This window comes from Paraburkholderia steynii (assembly GCF_900100565.1).
GTDB classification, from domain to species: Bacteria; Pseudomonadota; Gammaproteobacteria; order Burkholderiales; family Burkholderiaceae; genus Paraburkholderia; species Paraburkholderia terrae.
The window spans coordinates 52,104-71,846 of record NZ_FNDI01000029.1; the positions used below are offsets into that span (position 1 = coordinate 52,104).

The 19,743-nt window shown below is 64.1% G+C and carries 18 protein-coding genes and 1 tRNA gene; 12 read left to right on the top strand and 7 right to left on the bottom strand.

What is annotated here, in order from left to right:
- Nucleotides 1-42: 42 nt before the first annotated feature.
- The 3 genes from BLT65_RS36645 to BLT65_RS36655 all read right to left on the bottom strand — a co-directional run bounded on the left by BLT65_RS36645 (nucleotide 43) and on the right by BLT65_RS36655 (nucleotide 1,997).
- Entirely contained in the window at nucleotides 43-879 is an 837-nt protein-coding gene (locus tag BLT65_RS36645) for an undecaprenyl-diphosphate phosphatase (RefSeq protein ID WP_091787572.1), read from the bottom strand.
- An 81-nt stretch (nucleotides 880-960) separates the two neighbouring features.
- Nucleotides 961-1,554: a DUF1439 domain-containing protein gene (locus BLT65_RS36650; protein ID WP_091787575.1), complete on the bottom strand. Its 594-nt coding sequence runs from the start codon at nucleotides 1,552-1,554 to the stop codon at nucleotides 961-963.
- Nucleotides 1,555-1,700: 146 nt separating this feature from the next.
- The gene (locus BLT65_RS36655; RefSeq protein ID WP_042310491.1) at nucleotides 1,701-1,997 is read right to left on the bottom strand and encodes a YkgJ family cysteine cluster protein; all 297 of its coding nucleotides are present in this window, start codon (nucleotides 1,995-1,997) and stop codon (nucleotides 1,701-1,703) included.
- A 251-nt stretch (nucleotides 1,998-2,248) separates the two neighbouring features.
- On the opposite strand from BLT65_RS36655, the gene hemN reads away from it, so the two are divergent.
- Both hemN and BLT65_RS36665 read left to right on the top strand, forming a co-directional pair.
- Nucleotides 2,249-3,661, top strand: a complete 1,413-nt coding sequence (gene hemN / locus BLT65_RS36660; protein ID WP_091787578.1) for an oxygen-independent coproporphyrinogen III oxidase — start codon at nucleotides 2,249-2,251, stop codon at nucleotides 3,659-3,661.
- Nucleotides 3,662-3,766: 105 nt separating this feature from the next.
- Nucleotides 3,767-3,851: transfer RNA gene (locus tag BLT65_RS36665), tRNA-Leu, on the top strand.
- 147 nt (nucleotides 3,852-3,998) lie between these two features.
- Here the strand turns inward: BLT65_RS36665 and BLT65_RS36670 are convergent.
- Nucleotides 3,999-5,387 carry an amino acid permease gene (locus BLT65_RS36670; protein WP_091787581.1) on the bottom strand — a complete coding sequence of 463 codons (1,389 nt, stop codon included), beginning with the start codon at nucleotides 5,385-5,387 and terminating at the stop codon, nucleotides 3,999-4,001.
- Nucleotides 5,388-5,663: 276 nt separating this feature from the next.
- Here BLT65_RS36670 and BLT65_RS36675 point away from each other — a divergent pair, with 276 nt between their 5' ends.
- The gene (locus BLT65_RS36675; protein WP_091787584.1) at nucleotides 5,664-6,602 is read left to right on the top strand and encodes an alpha/beta fold hydrolase; all 939 of its coding nucleotides are present in this window, start codon (nucleotides 5,664-5,666) and stop codon (nucleotides 6,600-6,602) included.
- Nucleotides 6,603-6,624: 22 nt separating this feature from the next.
- On the opposite strand, the gene BLT65_RS36680 is transcribed toward BLT65_RS36675, so the two are convergent.
- Both BLT65_RS36680 and BLT65_RS36685 read right to left on the bottom strand, forming a co-directional pair.
- Nucleotides 6,625-7,884 (bottom strand): MFS transporter, encoded by a 1,260-nt coding sequence (locus BLT65_RS36680; protein WP_091787587.1) that lies wholly within the window; start codon nucleotides 7,882-7,884, stop codon nucleotides 6,625-6,627.
- Between the two features lie 103 nt (nucleotides 7,885-7,987).
- Nucleotides 7,988-9,418 carry an aminotransferase-like domain-containing protein gene (locus BLT65_RS36685; protein ID WP_091787590.1) on the bottom strand — a complete coding sequence of 477 codons (1,431 nt, stop codon included), beginning with the start codon at nucleotides 9,416-9,418 and terminating at the stop codon, nucleotides 7,988-7,990.
- 208 nt (nucleotides 9,419-9,626) lie between these two features.
- Here BLT65_RS36685 and BLT65_RS36690 point away from each other — a divergent pair, with 208 nt between their 5' ends.
- The 6 genes from BLT65_RS36690 (at nucleotide 9,627) to BLT65_RS36715 (ending at nucleotide 14,965) form a co-directional block, all read left to right on the top strand.
- The gene (locus tag BLT65_RS36690; protein ID WP_091787593.1) at nucleotides 9,627-10,802 is read left to right on the top strand and encodes a mandelate racemase/muconate lactonizing enzyme family protein; all 1,176 of its coding nucleotides are present in this window, start codon (nucleotides 9,627-9,629) and stop codon (nucleotides 10,800-10,802) included.
- A 63-nt stretch (nucleotides 10,803-10,865) separates the two neighbouring features.
- A complete protein-coding gene (locus tag BLT65_RS36695) occupies nucleotides 10,866-11,903 on the top strand; it encodes an ABC transporter substrate-binding protein (RefSeq protein ID WP_091787596.1) in 1,038 nt (345 codons plus the stop codon).
- Between the two features lie 41 nt (nucleotides 11,904-11,944).
- Nucleotides 11,945-12,934, top strand: a complete 990-nt coding sequence (locus tag BLT65_RS36700; RefSeq protein WP_042310478.1) for an ABC transporter permease — start codon at nucleotides 11,945-11,947, stop codon at nucleotides 12,932-12,934.
- A 14-nt stretch (nucleotides 12,935-12,948) separates the two neighbouring features.
- The gene (locus tag BLT65_RS36705) at nucleotides 12,949-13,770 is read left to right on the top strand and encodes a quaternary amine ABC transporter ATP-binding protein (protein ID WP_009769519.1); all 822 of its coding nucleotides are present in this window, start codon (nucleotides 12,949-12,951) and stop codon (nucleotides 13,768-13,770) included.
- A gap of 137 nt (nucleotides 13,771-13,907) precedes the next feature.
- Nucleotides 13,908-14,612, top strand: coding sequence for a pseudouridine synthase (locus tag BLT65_RS36710; protein WP_091787599.1), 705 nt, complete (start codon nucleotides 13,908-13,910; stop codon nucleotides 14,610-14,612).
- Between the two features lie 164 nt (nucleotides 14,613-14,776).
- Nucleotides 14,777-14,965, top strand: a complete 189-nt coding sequence (locus BLT65_RS36715) for a hypothetical protein (protein ID WP_091787602.1) — start codon at nucleotides 14,777-14,779, stop codon at nucleotides 14,963-14,965.
- A 15-nt stretch (nucleotides 14,966-14,980) separates the two neighbouring features.
- On the opposite strand, the gene BLT65_RS36720 is transcribed toward BLT65_RS36715, so the two are convergent.
- The gene (locus tag BLT65_RS36720; RefSeq protein WP_091787685.1) at nucleotides 14,981-16,033 is read right to left on the bottom strand and encodes an NAD-dependent epimerase/dehydratase family protein; all 1,053 of its coding nucleotides are present in this window, start codon (nucleotides 16,031-16,033) and stop codon (nucleotides 14,981-14,983) included.
- Between the two features lie 74 nt (nucleotides 16,034-16,107).
- Here BLT65_RS36720 and BLT65_RS36725 point away from each other — a divergent pair, with 74 nt between their 5' ends.
- The 3 genes from BLT65_RS36725 (at nucleotide 16,108) to BLT65_RS36735 (ending at nucleotide 19,109) form a co-directional block, all read left to right on the top strand.
- Nucleotides 16,108-17,139 (top strand): CDP-6-deoxy-delta-3,4-glucoseen reductase, encoded by a 1,032-nt coding sequence (locus tag BLT65_RS36725; protein ID WP_042310472.1) that lies wholly within the window; start codon nucleotides 16,108-16,110, stop codon nucleotides 17,137-17,139.
- Between the two features lie 336 nt (nucleotides 17,140-17,475).
- On the top strand, nucleotides 17,476-18,660 hold the full coding sequence (locus BLT65_RS36730) for an acetylornithine transaminase (protein WP_042310471.1): 1,185 nt from the start codon (nucleotides 17,476-17,478) through the stop codon (nucleotides 18,658-18,660).
- Nucleotides 18,657-19,109 (top strand): GNAT family acetyltransferase, encoded by a 453-nt coding sequence (locus BLT65_RS36735; protein WP_091787605.1) that lies wholly within the window; start codon nucleotides 18,657-18,659, stop codon nucleotides 19,107-19,109. The genes BLT65_RS36730 and BLT65_RS36735 overlap by 4 nt, the downstream gene beginning before the upstream one ends.
- Nucleotides 19,110-19,743: the final 634 nt, after the last annotated feature.

Below are 19,743 nucleotides of genomic sequence, written 5' to 3' on the forward strand. Positions count from 1 at the left end.
CAAACCGCAGGCCGTTTTTGCATCCATCCGACGCTGTAAATCTCAATCCGCCCAGCTCAACCCGCCGCTATAGCCGATCAGCAGGATCAACAGACCGAAGCCGATCCGATACCAGGCAAACGCGCTGAAATCGTGCGCCGCGATGTAGCGCAGCAGCCAGCGCACGCACGCAAAGGCGCTGACGAACGCCGCCAGAAAGCCGATCGAGAAAAGCCCGAGCGCATCCGTCGACAGTTCGTGCCATCCCTTGTGGAGTTCGTAGACGGTCGCGCCGAAAATGATCGGAATCGCGAGGAAGAACGAGAACTCGGTCGCGACGCGCCGGTCGAGCCCGAAAAGCATGCCGCCGATAATCGTCGAACCCGAGCGCGACATGCCAGGGATCAGCGCAAAGCATTGCGCGAGGCCGACCTTGAGCGCGTCGAGCGGGCTCATGTCGTCCACCGAATGCACGCGCGCCTGGACGTCGGGCCGGCTGCGCTGCCGCGACTCGACCCAGAGAATCAGCACGCCGCCCACCACCAGCGCAAGCGCGACAGGCACGGGCGAAAACAGCACCGCCTTGATCGCTTTCTCGAACAGCAGGCCCAGCACGATCGCCGGAATCGTCGCGATGATCACGTTCAGCGTGAAACGGCGCGCCGCAGGCCGCGTCCCGAGCCCCGACACGACATCGACGATGCGCTGCCGGAACTCCCAGCAGACAGCGAGAATCGCGCCGAGCTGGATCACGACATCGAAAGTCTTTTCCTGCGGCACATCGAAGTTGAGCACGCTGCCCGCGACGATCAGGTGACCCGTGCTCGACACCGGCAAAAATTCGGTCAAGCCTTCCACGACGCCGAGAATCAGCGCCTTCAACGTGAGTATCCAGTCCATCCGTGGCCTTTTAGCTTGGAGTTGGTAGGCGATGCGCGGCCGCGTCAGACAGGATGGCGCGGCCGTCCGGCCGCGCATGCGTCACTTTTCGACGATCTGCACGCGTATGCCGTTTGTAAGGACCGTGATTGTACCGGGTTCGTAGTTCACTCCGGCAAATTGCAGCTGCTCGGGCTTGAATGTGTAGACGGGATAGTTGGCCAGCAGCTGGGTGGCCATCAGCGCGGCGGCCGCGTTGATCTGCTGCGCGTAGGCTTGCGCGTTGCCGTCGACGCTGACGTTGTCGACATTGGGCGAGCGCAGCACGACGGAACGGCTCTGCGGATCGTATTCGAGCTGGCTCGACAGCGTGAGCACGCCGTTCACGGGCTGCTGAAGGAACGGACTGGCGAGCCGCGCATCGACCCGCACCGACACGCGGTTCGTATCGGGCAGCAAGCCGACGACAGGATTGCTCAACGCGACATCGAGCACCTGCGACACCGTGCGTTGATACGGAAACTTGCGTTGGACGGCGTCCTGAACCTGCTTTTGCGAAAACGTGTAGTGATCCGGAATAAACGGAAACGTCGACGTTGCGCACGCGGCGAGCGGCGCCGTGACGCTCGCGGCCGCGCAGAGGGACAGCGTGGAAATCAGAAAGCGGCGCCGTGCGGGCGCAGCGGATTGGGTCATGCGGATTCTCCTGTCGGCCATCCACGATGGCCGCTGTGAAACGGCGCGCGCCGCGTCGGTGTCGGTTCATTTTCCGGACTTTATCGGCGCACGGATTCGAGTGACTGTTTTCCGGCGGATGAGCTGTGCCAAAAGCCGGGCCACGGTCACGGCCGAGTGTCGGCCTCCAGACGCGCGAGCCAGACGAGCGCCTCATCGCGCGAGCTGCCGCACATTTCCGCCTGCGGCTGTAGACCCGAGCAACAGGCCGGACGTTCCGGCTTGCCGAAAATCGCGCAGCGCAGATCGTCGCCGAGCTGCACGCAGCGCACGCCTGCGGGCTTGCCATTCGGCATACCCGGAATCGGGCTGGTGATCGACGGCGCGATGCAGCACGCGCCGCAATCGGGGCGGCACGCGTGATCCGCGGTCGCGGACGGCGGTTGAGACAAATGGACGGACACTACGCACTTCCTGAAACACGAACACGCTAAAACGGCGGAAAAATCGTTCGAAAACTTGACGCCGATCAAACCAGCATTGTGCCATCTGCCGAGTGCGACCTTTTTACCCGATCTCTCGCGCATGTGCTCCCGTACACTCGTTCGAGCTCAACCCACGCACGCGCGGCGCCTGCCCGGTTCACCCGGGCGTCACTGCGAGCCGCATCCGAAGCGGCTTGCGCATCATCCGGCGGGCGTCTGGAGACCATCCGATGAACACCGCTCCTTCCGGCCCATTCTTCCCCTCGGCGGATTCGCTGTTCCGCCCCGACCTGCTCGCCAAATACAGCGCGAACGGCCCGCGCTACACGTCCTATCCAACCGCCCTTCAGTTCCGCGACGACTTCCCGCTCGATAACTATCGCCGCGCCGCCGCCGACAAAGGCGCAACGGAAACCGACCTGTCGCTGTACTTCCACATTCCGTTTTGCGACACCGTCTGCTTCTACTGCGGCTGCAACAAGGTCGTGACGAAGAACCGCGCGCGCTCGGCGCCGTATCTCGCGCGCCTCAAGCGCGAGATCGCGTTGCAGGCGTCGCTGTTCGATACCGCGCGTCCCGTGTCGCAACTGCATTGGGGCGGCGGCACGCCAACGTTTCTGTCGCACGACGAAATGACCGAGCTGATGGCGACGACGCACGAGCACTTCCTGCTGCGCAGCGACGCCGAAGGCGAGTTCTCGATCGAAGTCGATCCGCGCGAAGCATCGCCGAAGACCATCGTCCATTTGCGCAATCTCGGCTTCAACCGGCTGAGTCTCGGCGTGCAGGACTTCGATCCCGTCGTGCAGCGCGCGATCAACCGCATCCAGCCGCTCGAAATGACGGCCAGCGTGATCTGCGCCGCGCGGGCGACGGGCTTTCATTCGATCGGCGTCGATTTGATCTACGGGCTGCCGTATCAGACGGTCAGGAGCTTCAGCAGGACGCTCGATACGATGCTCGAACTCGCGCCCGACAGGCTCTCCGTGTTCGGCTACGCGCACATGCCGCAGCTCTTCAAGATGCAGCGGCAGATGGATGCATCTACGCTGCCCTCGCCTGCCGAGCGGCTCGCGCTGCTGCGGCTCGTGGTCGAGCGGCTGACGGGCGCGGGCTATGTCTACATCGGCATGGACCACTTCGCGCTGCCCACCGACGAGCTCGCGCGCGCTCAGGCGAAGCGCACGCTGCATCGGAATTTCCAGGGCTACAGCACGCGCGCCGAATGCGATCTGATCGGCTTCGGGGCGTCGTCGATCGGCAAGGTCGGCGATGTGTATGCGCAAAACGCGAAAGACCTGACGGGCTATGCGTCAGCAATCGACCAAGGCGAACTGGCGATCAAACGCGGCGTGCGCCTCACCGCCGACGACCGCTTGCGCCGCGACATCATCACGCAACTGATGTGCAATCTCGAACTACGCTTCGACGAGTTCGAAGCTGCGTACGGCATCCGCTTTCATGACACGTTCGCGCCGGAACTGGAGCGGCTGCGCGCCTTCGAGGACGACGGGCTGGTGAAGATCGGCGCACGGCGGCTCGATGTAGAACTCGCCGGACGGATGCTCGTGCGCAACATCGCGATGGTGTTCGACCGCTACCTCGGTCAGCAGACGATGCAGCGCTTTTCGCGGACGGTCTAATCGCAACGACGGGCCAACTTGCCCGCCGACAGGTTTTCCGCCATAATCTGCGTCTTCGCCTGGCGTCAAAGCCGTGCGAGACAGCCTGCAAAGGCCGCAACACAAGCCCAGGTGGTGAAACAGGTAGACGCAGGGGACTCAAAATCCCCCGCCGCAAGGCGTGCCGGTTCGAGTCCGGCCCTGGGCACCAGAATTCAGCTTCGCACGAACCCGCGATCATCGTTAGATGCCGCGGGTTTTGTGTTTTCTGGCCGCGCGCCATGCGCGCAAAAAAGCCGGATCGCCTTACGGCCAATCCGGCTTCTGTTTCGTCGACAGCGTCAGAATGCGGCGCGCTTCAGCGCCCGCCCGCCGCACCCGCCAACTGATGCGCAGCCGCGCGCTTGCGCTTCACAACATAGCCGACCCACATCAAGAAAAGCCACACGGGCACCAGCAGCACCGACACATTGAGTCCTGGCGTCATCGCGAGAATGACGAGAATCATCGCCATGAACGCAAGACAGATCCAATTGCCGACCGGGAACCACAGCGACCGGAAAACGAGCGTCTCACCCTGCGCGAGCATCGCGCGACGCGACTTCAGATGCGTGAGGCTGATCAGCGACCAGTTCAGCACCAGCGCAGCGACGACCAGCGCCATCAGCACGTCGAGCGCCTTCGCGGGAATCAGGTAATTGATGATCACGCAAGCGAACGTCGCGACGGCCGACAGGCCGATCGCCATGTACGGCACGCCGCGTCGATCAACCTTGAGCAACGCGCGCGGCGCATTGCCCTGCTCGGCGAGGCCGTACAGCATGCGGCTATTCGCATAGACGCCGCTGTTGTACACCGACAATGCCGCCGTCAACACGACCACATTAAGAACATTCGCGGTCAAACCCGCGCCGATCTGCGAAAAGATCATCACGAACGGGCTACCGCCTTCCGCCACCTGATTCCACGGATACAGCGACAGCAGCACGACCAGCGAGCAGATGTAGAAAATCAGAATCCGGTAGATCACCTGGTTCACGGCCTTCGGAATGCTCTTCTGCGGATTGTCGGCTTCGGCGGCCGTGATGCCGATCAGTTCCAGCCCGCCGAACGAGAACATGATCACGGCGAGCATCATGAACAGGCCGTGGAAGCCATACGGGAAGAAACCGCCCTTGCTCCACAGGTTCGAGATCGACGCCTGCGGACCGCCATGCCCGCTCAGCAGCAGATAGCCGCCGAATACGATCATCCCGATCACGGCCACGACCTTGATGATCGCGAACCAGAACTCGGTCTCGCCGTACGCCTTCACGTTCGTGAGGTTGATCGCGTTGATGATGACAAAGCACACGAGCGCCGACACCCACGCCGGTACCTGCGGCCACCAGAAATGCACATAGGTGCCGACAGCCGTCAGTTCGGCCATGCTGACGAGCACATACAGCACCCAGTAGTTCCAGCCGGACAGGAAGCCGGGGAAATCGCCCCAGTACTTGTACGCGAAGTGGCTGAACGAGCCTGCGACGGGTTCCTGCGCCACCATTTCGCCGAGCTGCCGCATGATCAGAAACGCGATGAAGCCGCCAATCGCGTAGCCGAGAATCATCGACGGCCCCGCCGACTTCAATACACCCGCCGAGCCGAGAAAAAGGCCCGTTCCGATCGCTCCACCCAGCGCAATCAGCTGGATATGCCGGTTTTTCAGGCCACGCTTCAGGCCGTCGTGCTGCTGTCCGTTGTTCAAGATGTCTCACTCCACTGCATTGAATACGTACTGCCCGGACCAAACCCGTCCGGAAAAACCGTAAATTGTACCCTTCGACGTAGTGCCCACCTATTGGGCACGCCCGGCGCGTTCCGCGTCGCAGCGCGCTGCGCCCGCATCGACGCCGCCGCGACAGATTTCCACGCAACCGCCAAACCGTTGCGCAACGTGTCCGAAAACTCCGTGTGATAGCGGTTGTCACCCTGGCCTGCGTTCGGTATGTTCGCAGAATCCCGTCCAGCCGATGGAGTCGCCATGTCGCCGAAACGTCTGCTCTATGCCGTTCTCCTTGGCGCTTGCGTCGCCACAACCGGCGTGTTCGCGCAGACGGGACAGCCCGCGCCAGCGGCGGCGCCGACCGCCGCACCTGCGCCGGATGTGCCACCCGCTCCGCCCGCGCCTGCCGCCGCCGAGCCCGCACCGCCGCCACCCGCGGCGGCACCGGCTCCAGCGCCCGCGCCCCGCCCCGCCGCCGTTGCTGCGCCGCCCAGCGGCCCGGTGCAGAACATCGTGCTCGTGCATGGCGCGTTCGTCGACGGTTCGAGCTGGAACGGCGTGATTGCGCGGCTGCAGAAGAAAGGCTATCGGGTTGCGTCGGTGCAGATTCCGCTGACGTCGCTGGCCGACGACCTCGCCGCGACAAGACGGGTGCTCGCTCAACTATCCGGTCCGACCGTGCTGGTCGGGCATTCGTGGGGCGGCGTCGTGATTACGGAGGCCGGCTCGGGACCAGACGCGTCGAAGGTGGTCGGCCTCGTCTATGTCGCGGCCATCGCGCCGGACGTCGGCGAGTCAGCCGTCGATATCCTCAAGCGCGGCCCGCAGGCGCCCATCGGCTCAGCGATGATCAAGGACAGCACCGGCTTTCTGTGGCTCGATCCCGCGCGATACCACAGCGATTTCGCCGCAGACGTGCCCGAAACCCTGACGCGCGTGCTCGTCGCCGCGCAGCAGCCGATCGCCGCCAAAGCCTTCGAGGAACACGCGACGCAAGCCGCGTGGCGCTACAAGCCGTCGTTTTACATCGTGACGTCGCGCGATCGCGCCGTGCCGCCGGAAATCCAGCGCTGGATGGCGCATCGGATCGGCGCGACGATCGTCGAGACGCCGTCGAGCCATCTGATGCCCGTCGCGCATGCGGGCGCGACGGCGGATGCAATCGACCGGGCGGCGAAGGAGTTCGGTAAGGAATGACGGCCGTGGATCGCGGGCGGCTTCACGGCGACAGCGCCGCGCCGCCGTCCGGAATCCGCGCGAGCCGCGCCGCCGGTGAAATTACGATGATCCACGCCTGCACCGCAAAGCCGAGCGCGGCCGCGACGAGGCAGGCATCCATGCCGAAGCGCGCGCTGATCGCCGCGCCGAGCAGCGCGCCCACGGGCCGCGCGCCATAGGTCGCCGTGCTGTTGAGCGCCGACACGCGGCCCATCATGCCGGCGGGCGTGATCGCCTGACGCAGCGTCGTCGAGCCGACCGTCCACAGGATCGGCCCCGCGCCCATCAGGAAGAAGCTCGCCGCCGCGAGCCAGAACGACGGCACGGCGAGCGTCGCGACCATCACCAGCGAAGCGGCCAGTCCGCAAAACGGCCCAACCAGCAACATGCGCCCGAACGTCATCCGCCGCGCGACGGAAGGCGCGGCGAGCGCGCCGCACACCATGCCGATGCCGAACGCGCCCAACGTCGCACCAATCGCCGACGCGCTCAAACCCAGCCGATGCACGGCATACGGCACGTACACCGCCTGCAGCGTGAAAAACCCAATGTTGAAGAACACGGCTGTCGCGAGCATCGGACGCAGCAAGGCGTCGTTGAACACGAAGCGCGCGCCGTCGCGCAGTTCGACCATGAAATGGCGCGTAGCTGTCGTCGCGCGCGGCGGCTCGCGCAGGCCCGCGAGCAACGCGGCCGCGAGCGTCGACAGCGCCGCCGCGCAGCCGTAAGCCCAGCCCGCGCCGATCCAGCCGACCAGCAGCCCGCCCAGTGCCGGCCCCGCCGAATAGGCGACGCTGCGCGCCAGTTCGATGCGTCCATTCGCGGCGGGAAGCACATCGCGCGAAACGAGTGAAGGCACGAGCGCCGGTGAGGCGACGCTGTACGCCACCGTGCCCGTTGCGCCAAGAAAGCCCAGCACGGCGAGCAACGGCAGCGTCAACGCATGCGCCAGCACGAGCAGCAGCACGCTCGCCATCGCCAGCGCGCGCACGCCCTCCGACACCGCCATCAACGCGCGGCGCGAACGGCGGTCGGCGTAGACGCCAAGCGGTATCGACAGCAGCAGGAAGGGCAAGGTCTGCGCGGTTTGCAGCAGCCCGGTGTCGCGCGCGGTCGCACCGAGCGTGAATACGGCGACGAGCGGCGCGGCGGCAAGACTGATCTGCTCGGCGGATTGCGCGATCAGGTTCGACCACGCGAGTTGCTGGAACGGCGCGGGCAAGCTCGCGCGGGATGAGGAAAACGGCAAGGGAAAGCGCATCGGCAGCCTCCGTGACGCGATGACGAAAAACCCATCGTCACGGTTTCAGCCGATCGTTACGCTCCGCTTCTTGCTCTGTGCTTCCGTCACAACAAACTGCGCATCAAGGCGCATACGACGACGCCATGCCGCTTTCCAACCCGTGATCGAGCGTTGTGCGAATCAGCGCGAGGCCGCGCGCGAGCGCATCGAGCGAGACAGCGCCGCTCATGCACACGCGGATCGCATGCGGCGCGGCGTTGCGGCCGATCACGAAGCTGTCGGCCGTTTTCACGAGCACGCCTTCCTGGCGCAGCGCGGCGGCGAATTCCGCCGCGCGCCACGGCTCGGGCAGCGGCAGCCAAAGGTGCGAACTGGTTGACGCGTGCCGGTACGTGACGCCTTCGAGCGCTTCGTTCGCGATCGCGTGCTCGGCATCGATGCGCGCGCGCTGCAATGCGTTGAGCCGGTCCATCTCGCCGCTTTCGATCCAGCGCGACACGATCTCGGCCATCAGCGGCGCCGTCATCCAGCAATCGCTGCGGATCACGGCGGCGATCTTCGAGCACCACGCGCTCGGCGCCTGCAGATAGCCAACCCGCAAGCCGGGCGCCACCGACTTCGACAGCCCCGCGATCAGGAATGCCTGCTCCGGCATGCGCACGGCGAGCGGCTCGGGCGGCGCTTCCATCAGCATTGCCGGGACGATGTCCTCGATAAGCAGCACGCTGTGACGCTGCAGGATTTCCGCGACGGCGTCGCGCCGTTGCTCTGACATCGTCGCCGTGGTCGGATTGTGAATGGTCGGCACACAGAAGATCGCGCGCGGATGCAGCGACTTGCACGCGAGTTCCAGCGCGGCGGGCACAAGCCCTTCCTGGTCGATTTCGACGCCGACGAGATGCAGCCGCAGTTGCCGCGCGAGCGCAATGATGCCCGGATAGCTGACCACTTCGGCCAGCACCGTGTCGCCCGGACGGGTGACGGCGCGCAGCACCGACGCGAGCGCATGCTGCGCGCCCTGCGTGACGAGCACGCGCGCGGCGCTCGCCGGACTGCCCGCGCGGCCGAGCCACGCGGCGCCCGCGAGCCGATGGCGCATCGAGCCGGCTTCTGGCGCGTATTGCAGCAATTCGGCTGCGAGACGCTGGTCGGTGGCGATCTCGGCGAGCGTGGTGGACAGCGCGGCGGCTTCTTCCGTCGATTGCGGCACGTTCTGACCGAGATCGATCAGCGGCGGCGCGCTGGCCGCGCCGGGACGCAGCGTCGCGTAGCCGTTGGAAGCAGGCGGCAGCTCGCGCGAGCGCGCCTGCGCGACATACGTGCCGTCGCCGACGCGCGCATTCGCGAGGCCCTGGCGCTCCAGTTCGGCATAAGCACGGCTGATCGTGCCCGTCGTCACTTTCAGCTCGCTTGCAAGCGAACGGTGTGGCGGCAGCTTCTCCCCGGCGGGCAATTGCCCGTTGAGGATGGCCTGCGCGAACGCACGCGCAATCACCTGATATTTCGGTTCGCTGCCCGCCTCGATTCTTGGCAGCCAGGCATTCATCGCCATGATGCGACGGTCTCCGGAAGTTTGTTGAGTTGTGTCATTCGGATGATACGCAACGCATATCCCAGAATTGGATGCAGTCATTTACTTTTATTGAAGCGATTGAGTTGCCTGCGTCACCTTCATAGCATGGCGTCATTCTTATCCCATTCGAAACGCATTGCGCATCACATTGAATGCCGCACTGCGTCAATTCAGGAGGAGACGCCTGATGGATCGCGCAACAAGCGAGGCCGCAAGCCGGACCGCGCAAACGACCCGCATCACCCGCATCGAAGTAACGCACCATCAACTGGTGCTCGACCCGCCCTTCCCCGCCTCGTGGGATAGCCAGCCGCGCCGCAAATTTCCCGCGACGATCGTGCGCGTCCACGACGACGCCGGCCACGTCGGCATCGGCTCCGGCGACGCGATGTACGGCTTCGCCGACTATCAGCATCTATTCATCGGCACCGATCCGCTCGACCTCGCGCGCCACAGCGCCGTGCTCGACAACATCGGCTTTCACGCCGGCCGTCCGTGGCCGCTCGATATCGCACTGTGGGACCTCGCCGGGAAAATCCGCGGCGAAGCATGCTGGCGGATGGCGGGCGGGCGTAGCAACCGGATTCGCGCGTACGCGTCGAGCGGCGTGCATCGCCGTCCCGACGAAATGGCGCGCATGGCGCTGCATGTCGTCGAACGCGGTTTTCCGGCGCTCAAGATCCGCTTCGGACGTCCGCAGCTGAAAGACGATTTCGCTGTGCTCGCCGCCGTGCGCGAAGCCGTCGGCGACCGGCTCGAACTGATGGTCGATTGCAATCAGGGCTGGCGCATGCCGTGGGACACGGCCGCGCCGTGGACCTTCGATGAAGCGCTCGCCGTCGCACGCGAACTGGAAAAACAGCGCGTTTACTGGATGGAAGAGCCGCTGCATCGCGGCGACTACGACGGCATGGCGCTGCTGCGCAAGGCTGTATCGCCGGCATTGCGCATCGCCGGTGGCGAGATGACGCGCGAGCGCTACGAGTTCGATCAACTGCTCGCACGCGATTGCCTCGATGTGTTCCAGCCGGATGTCGCGTGCTCGCTCGGCATGGAAGGGCTACGCAAGCTCGCGCAAGCCGTCGAGGCGCACGGCAAGGTCTTCACGCCGCACACGTGGGGCAACGGCATCGGCCTCGCCGCGAACCTGCATCTGACGGCGGGCGCCGCGAGCGCGCCGTTCATCGAATTTCCGTACGACCCGCCCGAATGGTCGATCGAGCGCCGCGACTTCATGCTGAAGAACCCGATCGATATCGACAGCGAAGGTTGGATCACGCTGCCGGACGCGCCGGGCCTCGGTCTTTCCATCGACGAAGACATCCTCGCCGCGACGCTCAGTTCCAGTAGCACGTACGGCTGACACTTCGGCCTGAAAGGCGCTCGACGACAGCGCCACACATCCAATCACAATCGGAGACACACCATGCAGATCAGATCCCTGATGCGCGCCGCCACGGTCGCGCTCGCCGCCGGCGCGTTATGGCCCGCCGCCGCTCACGCCGGCACCTGGTGCTCGGCGGGCAAGCCCGTGCGCTTTGCAGGCGTCACGTGGGAAAGCGGCTCGTTCACGTCGGAAGTGCTGCGCTTCATCACCGAGAAAGGCTACGGCTGCAAGACGGACACGATCCCCGGCAACACGGCCGCGACGGAAACGGCGCTGTCGCGCGACGATCTGCAGGTGTGGTCCGAACAGTGGACGGGCCGCTCGGAGATCATCGCGAAAGCGGTTGCCGACGGCCATGTGAAGCTGCTCGGCGACACGCTGCCGGGCGGCACCAACGAAGGCTGGTTCGTGCCCGAGTACGTCGTGAAGGGCGACGCGAAGCGCAACATCAAGCCAGTCGCGCCCAACCTGGTTTCGGTGACTGATCTGCCGAAGTACAAAGGCGTGTTCGAAGACGATGAAGAACCCGGCAAGGGCCGCTTCCTGAACTGCCCGTCGGGCTGGGATTGCGAGCGCGTGAACCGGCGTCTGTTGAAGACGCTGAATCTCGACGACGCGTACACCGACTTCCGCCCCGGCACGGGCGCGGCGCTCGATGCCGCGATCGAATCGGCGTATCAGCGCGGCAAGCCGATCCTCTTCTATTACTGGGAACCCGCAGCGCTGATGGCGAAGTACAAGTTCGTCCAGCTGAAGATGCCCGCGTTCAACCAGAAGTGCTGGGACACGCTGCGCGCGGACAACAGCACATCGCAATGCGCGTCGTCGTATCTCGTGTCGCATCTGAAGGTCGGCGTCTCGACACCGTTCTATCAGGCCGAGCCGCAACTGATGGACACCTACTCGAAGGTCAGCTTCCCGATGGACTTCCTCAACAAGACCATCCTCGAGATGACGAGCAAGAAGATCGACGGCCCGACGATGGCGAAACAGTTCCTGCGCGATCACCCTGACATGTGGAAGGCGTGGGTGCCGACCGACGTTGCACAAAAGGTTCAGGCCGCGCTGGCTAGCTGATAGCGGCAGCCACGCGTGATGACGCACCGGAGGGTTTCAACATGAATTCGATCTTTCTGCATCTGTCGATCGCCGACTGGGTGAACGACCATGTGCAATCGTTCGTCGCCGCGTACGGTGACAGTTTCCACGACTTCAGCACGGCGCTGTTGCGCTACGTGCTGGTGCCGCTCGAAGGCGCACTGCGCGCGACGCCCGCATTGGCGATCCTGATCGCCGTCGGGCTGCTGACGCTGAACGCGACGCGGCGCATCGGCATCGCGGCCTTCTTCGTGCTGCTGCTGTATGTGATCGGCTGCTTCGGTCTGTGGGACAAGCTGATGCAGACGCTCGCGCTGATGCTGGTCGCGACCGTGCTGTCCGTCGTGCTCGGCGTGCCGCTCGGCATCTGGGCGTCGCGCAGCCCGTGGATGCGGCGCGTGCTGCTGCCCGTGCTCGACATCATGCAGACGCTGCCGAGTTTCGTGTATCTGATCCCCGTGCTGATGCTGTTCGGCCTCGGCAAGGTGCCCGCGATTCTCGCGACGATCATTTACGCGCTGCCGCCGCTGATCCGACTGACCGATCTCGGCATCCGCCATGTGGATGCGGATGTCGTCGAAGCGGCGCGCGCGTTCGGTACGACGCGCTGGCAACTGCTCGTCAACGTGCAGTTGCCGCTCGCGCGGCCCAGCATCATGGCGGGTATCAACCAGACCACGATGATGGCGCTGTCGATGGTCGTGATCGCGTCGATGATCGGCTCGCGCGGACTCGGCGAAGACGTGCTCGCGGGCATCCAGACGCTCGATATCGGCAAGGGCATGCAGGCGGGCATCGCGATCGTGATTCTCGCGATCGTCATCGACCGGATCAGCCAGGGTTACGGGCAGGACCGCCGCACGCGCAGGCTCGTCGCGCAGCGCCGCAGGGCGAAGGCGGCGTCGCGCGTTCCGTATCGGAATGCAGGGGCGCCGCGTGAAGACGAAGCAGCGGCAGCGGGCAACGAAAACGCAACGCAGAGCGGCCTCGAAACCCGCACGGCGGATTGACGGAGGGCACGGACATGTCATCGATCGAAGTGAAGAACGTCTACAAGCTTTTTGGCCCGGAAGCGGGACACAAGCGCGTGCTCGACCTGCTGAAAAGCGGCAAGACCAAGCCGGAAGTGCTCGCGCAAACGGGCTGCAACGTCGGCCTAAACAACGTGAGCCTGCACATCGGTTCGGGCGAAATCTACGTGATCATGGGGCTGTCGGGCTCGGGCAAATCGACGCTCGTGCGCCACTTCAACCGGCTGATCGAGCCGACGGCGGGCGAGATCGTGATCGACGGTTCGGACGTCATCAAGCTCGATCCGCACGGCCTGCGCGAACTGCGCCGCTACAAGGTGAGCATGGTGTTCCAGAACTTCGGCCTGTTGCCGCATCAGACCGTGCTCGACAACACCGCGTATGCGCTGCGCACGCGCGGCGAGAGCAAGGCGGAAGCAAACGAGAAGGCGCGCATGTGGCTCGGCAAGGTCGGGCTCGACGGATATGGCGATCACTATCCGGATGAACTGTCGGGCGGCATGCGTCAGCGCGTGGGTCTGGCACGCGCGCTCGCCGCCGATACCGACGTGCTGCTGATGGACGAGGCGTTCTCCGCGCTCGATCCGCTGATCCGCACGGAAATGCAGGACCAGCTTCTGCAACTGCAAGCGACGCTAAACAAGACCATCGTGTTCATCACGCACGATCTGGACGAAGCGCTGCGCATCGGCAACCGCATCGCGATTCTGCGCGACGGCACGCTGGTGCAGGAAGGCACGCCGAACGAAATCCTCACGAAGCCCGCCGACGACTACGTCGCGCGGTTCGTCGAGCGGCGCTCGGGCGCGCACTAAGTTTCGTGTCGCGCTGACGCGGGCGTGGCAACGCAAGGCGGCGGGTAAAATGCAGGCGATGACGGCCTCCTTCACCACGAAGGACGCCGTCGACATTTGATGCATCGCTAGTCGTGTGTGCCCTTCTGCCCGCTCCAATGAATCTCGAAAGCGTTCTCTTTTCCCAAGGTTTCGGTTCGCGCCGCCAGTGCCGCGCGTTGATCGCGGACGGCCGCGTGTCGGTCGGCGGCGCGACCCTCGCCGATCCCGACGCCAAGGTCGATACGAATGCCCTGGCGTTCGAAGTCGACGGCACGGCATGGCCTTATCGCGAACGCGCTTACATCCTGCTTAACAAGCCTGCGGGCTATGAATGCTCGCGCGACCCGCAGCATCATCTGAGCGTGTTCAATCTGTTGCCCGCGCAGTTCGCGACACGCGGCGTCCAGTGCGTCGGCCGGCTCGATCAGGACACGACGGGCCTGCTGCTGCTCTCCGACGACGGCCAGTTCGTCCACGCGTACACGTCGCCCAAACGCAAGGTGCCGAAGGTCTACCTCGCGACGACCCGTCATCCACTCGACGACGCGCAACTCGCCGCGTTGCGCGAAGGCGTGCTGCTGCACGGCGAAGCGAAGCCGATCGCCGCCGTTGCCGCCCATGCGCGCGGCGAACATGCGCTGGAACTCACCGTGCTGGAAGGCAAATACCATCAGGTCAAGCGGATGGTCGCGGCGGCGGGCAACCGCGTCGAGGCGCTGCATCGCGAGCGGGTCGGCGGGCTGGCGTTGCCCGCGTCGCTGGCCGAAGGCGCGTGGCAATGGCTTGATGAAGCCGCCCTGGGCGCACTACGGAACGGGTAAACGATCAATGCCCGCCCTCGTCGGTTCAAGTCATTGAGACTACGTGGGATTCCGAACAAAACCGCTACAAAAACCTTGCAGAACGCTGCGACGCAGCATGCTTGCTCCGAACGCCCGTCCTATACTCGGATCAACAAAGATTACAAAGCTGGCAAGGAGGCGCCATGGTCATCTACGGCAACCTGGCGGTTTCATACGCGATGCTCGCGTTCATCGGGCTCGGACTTTTGCTGATTGGCGGCGTGCTGGCCGTCATGCATCGTCGGCACAGGTACGAGCCGAATCTGGTCGCTGCTCTGATCGGCGCGTTCTGCTGCTTCCTGTTGCTGGAAGCGCTACCGGCCCTCACCTGATCGCTGCGCTTTCCGTCACGGCTTGGCTGTGCGCGGCTGCGTGCGGCTATGGCTTGCCACCGTGCGCAAAAAGTCGTCGACGCTCGGATAGCGCAGCCTGAAGCGCAACTCACGCTTCAGACGCGTGTTGATGAGGCGCCGCGACTCGCGCATGAACGACAGCATCATCTCGCCGAGCTGCTGTTCCGCTTCGTCGCGCGCGATGCGCGGCGCGCGCTCGATGCCGAATGCGTCCGCCACCCGGTCGAAGTACTCACCCATTTTCAGCGTCGTGTCGTCGGATGCGTGGATCACGCGTGACGATCGGCCGTGCGTCGACATGCGCAGCAGGATCGCGGCGAGATCGTCGGCGTGAATGTGATTCGTGTAGACGTCGTTGGCATCGACGAGCGCCGGGGTGCGCTTTTCCAGCCGCGCGAGCGGCAGCCGGTTGCCCGCGTAGATGCCCGGAATGCGCGCGATGCTCGCCGTGATTGCACGCCGCGCGGCCGCGCGCCGCAATTGCGTCTCCGCCGACACGCGGCGCTTCGCGCGCTCGTTGGCGGGCGCGACAGGACGCGTTTCGTCGAGCCACGCGCCACCGCAATCGCCATAGACCCCCGTCGTGCTTGCATAGACGAGACGCAAACGCCGGCTCGGCCGATGCCCGGCCCGCGGAGCCGGATACCCCCCGTCGGGTACAATACTGGATGTTTTGCGTGCATGAATGCCGTGCTGCGCGCGCCGCAACCGCCCCGTCGCAAGATGACGGACACGCCGGACACGCCGCGCAGTCAGCGTGGCGATGAGCGCGCGCGTGCGCGTGTCGACGTCGCCTGTTCTTTGCGGAGGCGCGAGATGCAGGACAGTCGGCGCGAGACGCGCAAGACGAGCAAGGCTCGCGCGCACGTCGAGATCGCCGACGATGGGCGTGACGCCTGCCGCGCGCAGTTCGTCGCGGCGCTCCGCGTGACTGGTGAGCGCATAGAGACGCGCGCGTCCTTGCAGTTGCCGCACGCAGCGCATGCCGACATCGCCGCAACCGACGATCAGCACGCGCGGTCTGCGCAATTTTCGTGTCGCTTTCATCGTGGACGCATTGTAGCCGCGATCCACGACACGCATTGGTTACCGACTTTCTGTATTCGAAGACTGAACGACTTATGGCATTCAACGTAACGCTCCGGCAAAGCGGCCGGCAGTTTCAGGTGGAACCTGACGAACCCGTGCTGACAGCCGCCCTTCGCCAGGGCATCGGCCTGCCGTACGGCTGCAAGAACGGTGCATGCGGCTCGTGCAAGGGCGCGGTCGTCGGCGGCGAGGTCGAGCAGCGCGCGCATTCGTCGTCGGCGCTGTCGAACGACGAGAAGACGCGCGGCCTCGCCCTGTTGTGTTGCGCGACCGCATGCACGGACCTCGAGATCGACATCCGCGAAGTGACGGGCATCGGCGACGTGCAGATCAAGAAGCTGCCGTGCCGCGTGAACGCGATCGAGCGCAAGGCCGACGACGTCGTCGTGCTGAAGCTGCAATTGCCCGCGAACGAGCGCCTGCAATACATGGCGGGCCAGTACCTCGAATTCATCCTGAAGGATGGCAAGCGCCGCAGCTATTCGATGGCGAGCGCGCCGCACGCGGACGGTCCCGTCGAACTGCATATCCGCCACATGCCGGGCGGCGCGTTCACGGATCACGTCTTCAACACGATGAAGGAACGCGACATCCTGCGCTTCGAGGCGCCGCTCGGCACGTTCTTCCTGCGCGAAGAGTCGGACAAGCCGATCGTGCTGCTCGCGTCGGGCACGGGCTTCGCGCCGCTGAAGGCGATCGTCGAGCATGCCGTGTTCAAGAACATCACGCGGCCGATGACGCTCTACTGGGGCGCACGCCGCAAGAAAGATCTGTACATGATGGAGCTCGCCGAGCAATGGGCGCGCGAGATTCCGAACTTCAAGTTCGTGCCGGTTCTCTCGGAACCGGATGCGGAGGACGCATGGACGGGCCGCATCGGCTTCGTTCATCGGGCCGTCATCGAAGATCTGCCAGACTTGTCGGCGTATCAGGTGTATGCATGCGGCGCGCCGGTGATGGTCGAGTCGGCGCAGCGCGATTTCACGCAGCATCATCGCCTGCCGGAAGACGAGTTCTATGCGGATTCGTTCACGAGCGCAGCCGATCTCGCGAACCCCGTCTGATCGTTGCGCAAGCACGCTTCGATTGTGAGAAACGGCCGGCAGTGCGTGAAGACATGCAAATTGCAGGTTTACACGGGCGCCGGCATTGTCGTATTCTTTCGCGCATGAACCGCATCCAGTCCGAACTTCGACGTCGCCGCTCGCTGCTCCCTTAGGGGCGCCGCTGGCTTCGTCACGGATTCGCGCGAACAACGCGCACGCAGTTCGAATCATGAAAGCCACGGCATGCCGTGGCTTTTTGTATTTCTGCCGTACCCGTCGTGCTTCTTTCTTTCCGTTGCTGGGCCATGTTGTCCGAGGCGGTTTTTTATCCCTGTTTGCCTGGAGCCTGTAGCCATGAACTTCAATGAGTATCCGATCGATTCGCTGATGTACATCACGAACCGGCCCGAAATCGTTTTCACGCACGGCAAGGGCTCGTGGCTCTACGACAACACCGGCAAGCGATATCTGGATTTCATTCAGGGCTGGGCCGTCAACAGCCTCGGCCATTGCAACGACGGCGTGATCGAAGCGCTGACGCAGCAGGCGCGCACGCTGATCAATCCGTCGCCCGCGTTCTACAACGAACCGATGGCGAAGCTCGCGGGCCTGCTCACGCAGCATAGCTGCTTCGACAAGGTGTTCTTCACGAACAGCGGCGCCGAAGCGAACGAAGGCGCGATCAAGCTTGCGCGCAAGTACGGCAAGAAGTTCAAGAACGGCGCGTACGAAATCATCACGTTCGATCACAGCTTCCACGGCCGCACGATCGCGACGATGTCGGCGAGCGGCAAGCCGGGCTGGGACACGATCTATGCGCCGCAGGTGCCGGGCTTCCCGAAGGCCGACCTGAACGACATCGCGTCGGTCGAGAAGCTGATCACCGACAAGACCGTCGCCGTGATGCTCGAGCCGATCCAGGGCGAAGGCGGCGTGCTTCCCGCATCGCGCGAGTTCATGCAGCAGCTGCGCGAGCTGACGAAGAAGCACAACCTGCTGTTGATCGTCGATGAAGTGCAGAGCGGCTGTGGCCGTGCGGGCACGCTGTTCGCGTATGAGCTGTCGGGTATCGAGCCGGACGTGATGACGCTGGCGAAGGGTATCGGCAGTGGCGTGCCGCTTGGCGCGCTGTTGTGCAAGAAGCATGTCGAGGTGTTCGAAGCGGGCGACCAGGGCGGCACGTACAACGGTAATCCGTTGATGACGGCGGCGGGCTATTCGGTGATCTCGCAACTGACGGCGCCTGGCTTCCTCGATGGCGTGAAGGCACGTGGCGAATATCTGCGCACGAAGCTGCTCGAACTGTCTGCCGAGCGTGGTTTCGAGGGCGAGCGTGGCGAAGGTCTGCTCCGTGCGCTGCTGCTTGGTAAGGATATCGGCAACCAGATCGTCGAGAAGGCGCGTTTGATGCAGCCGGATGGGTTGCTGCTCAACGCGGCGCGTCCTAATCTGCTGCGTTTCATGCCCGCTTTGAACGTGACGACGGAAGAGATCGATCAGATGATGGCGATGCTGCGGTCGATTCTGGATACGCTGTGATTGGCGCGGCTTCCCTGTCGATCCGCGTGTTCGATGCGGGCGATACGGATGCCGTGATTGCGCTGTGGCTCGAAGCGTTTCCTGAGTATAAGGATGCGAGTCGGCCGCAGCGTAATCCGTATCTGTCGATCGCGAATAAGCTCGCTACGCAGCCTGAACTGTTCTTTGTTGCCGTGAAGGATGGGGCTATCGTTGGAACTGTGATGGCTGGGTATGACGGGCATCGCGGGTGGCTGTATTCGCTTGCTGTCGAGGCGGCGGCCAGGCGCCTTGGGATTGGGACTTTGCTTGTGCGGCATGCTGAAGCCGCGCTTACCGCGCGCGGGTGTCCTAAGGTGAATCTGCAGGTGCTCAGCGCTAAAGCGGATGTGCAGGCTTTTTATGAGTCGCTTGGGTATGTTGCTGATGCGGTGATTAGTCTTGGGAAACGGTTGGGGGCAGTGGCGTAGTTCCGGTTTTTTGGCTTCGCCTTTGTGCTGGCATCCGCGTTATGCCTTCGTGCTTTATGCGTTGCCGTTTGGTGTTTTTGGCCTTTGCGCTGGCATCCGCGTTACGGTGTTTGCCGTTCAAGCGTCGCCCCTGTGCGGGGCGGCACCTACTTTTCTTTGCCGCCGCAAAGAAAAGTAGGCAAAAGAAAGCGGCTAACACCGCCAGTTCTTGTTCCTGCCTGAGGGCCCCCAAAGGTTCTTACGCTTCACACGGCAATCGCGTGACTCATGCTCGTTACCAGCGCATTGAAAGAGCGCCTCACCTGCTCCATACGCCCGCGTTGCGGTACGCCGTACCAGATATTCCGCCGCCGCCCAGGTGGCAAACTGTGTGTAGGCCGTAGAGGCACACACGCTTCACTTCGGGCCGATAATACACGCGCACCACCATGTAAGAGCGCCAGGCTATACGACGCGACAACCTACACACAGTTTGCCACCTGGGCGGCAGCAACCATTCCCTGCCGCTGGCCCTTGTGTGGGTGTTTGAAGTGGGTGAGGCGCTCATTCGAAGCGTTGGCAACGCACACGAAGAAGGACATTGCCGTGTGAAGGATGGGGCCGTTAGGGGCCCGTGGGTAATAGCACGTGCTGG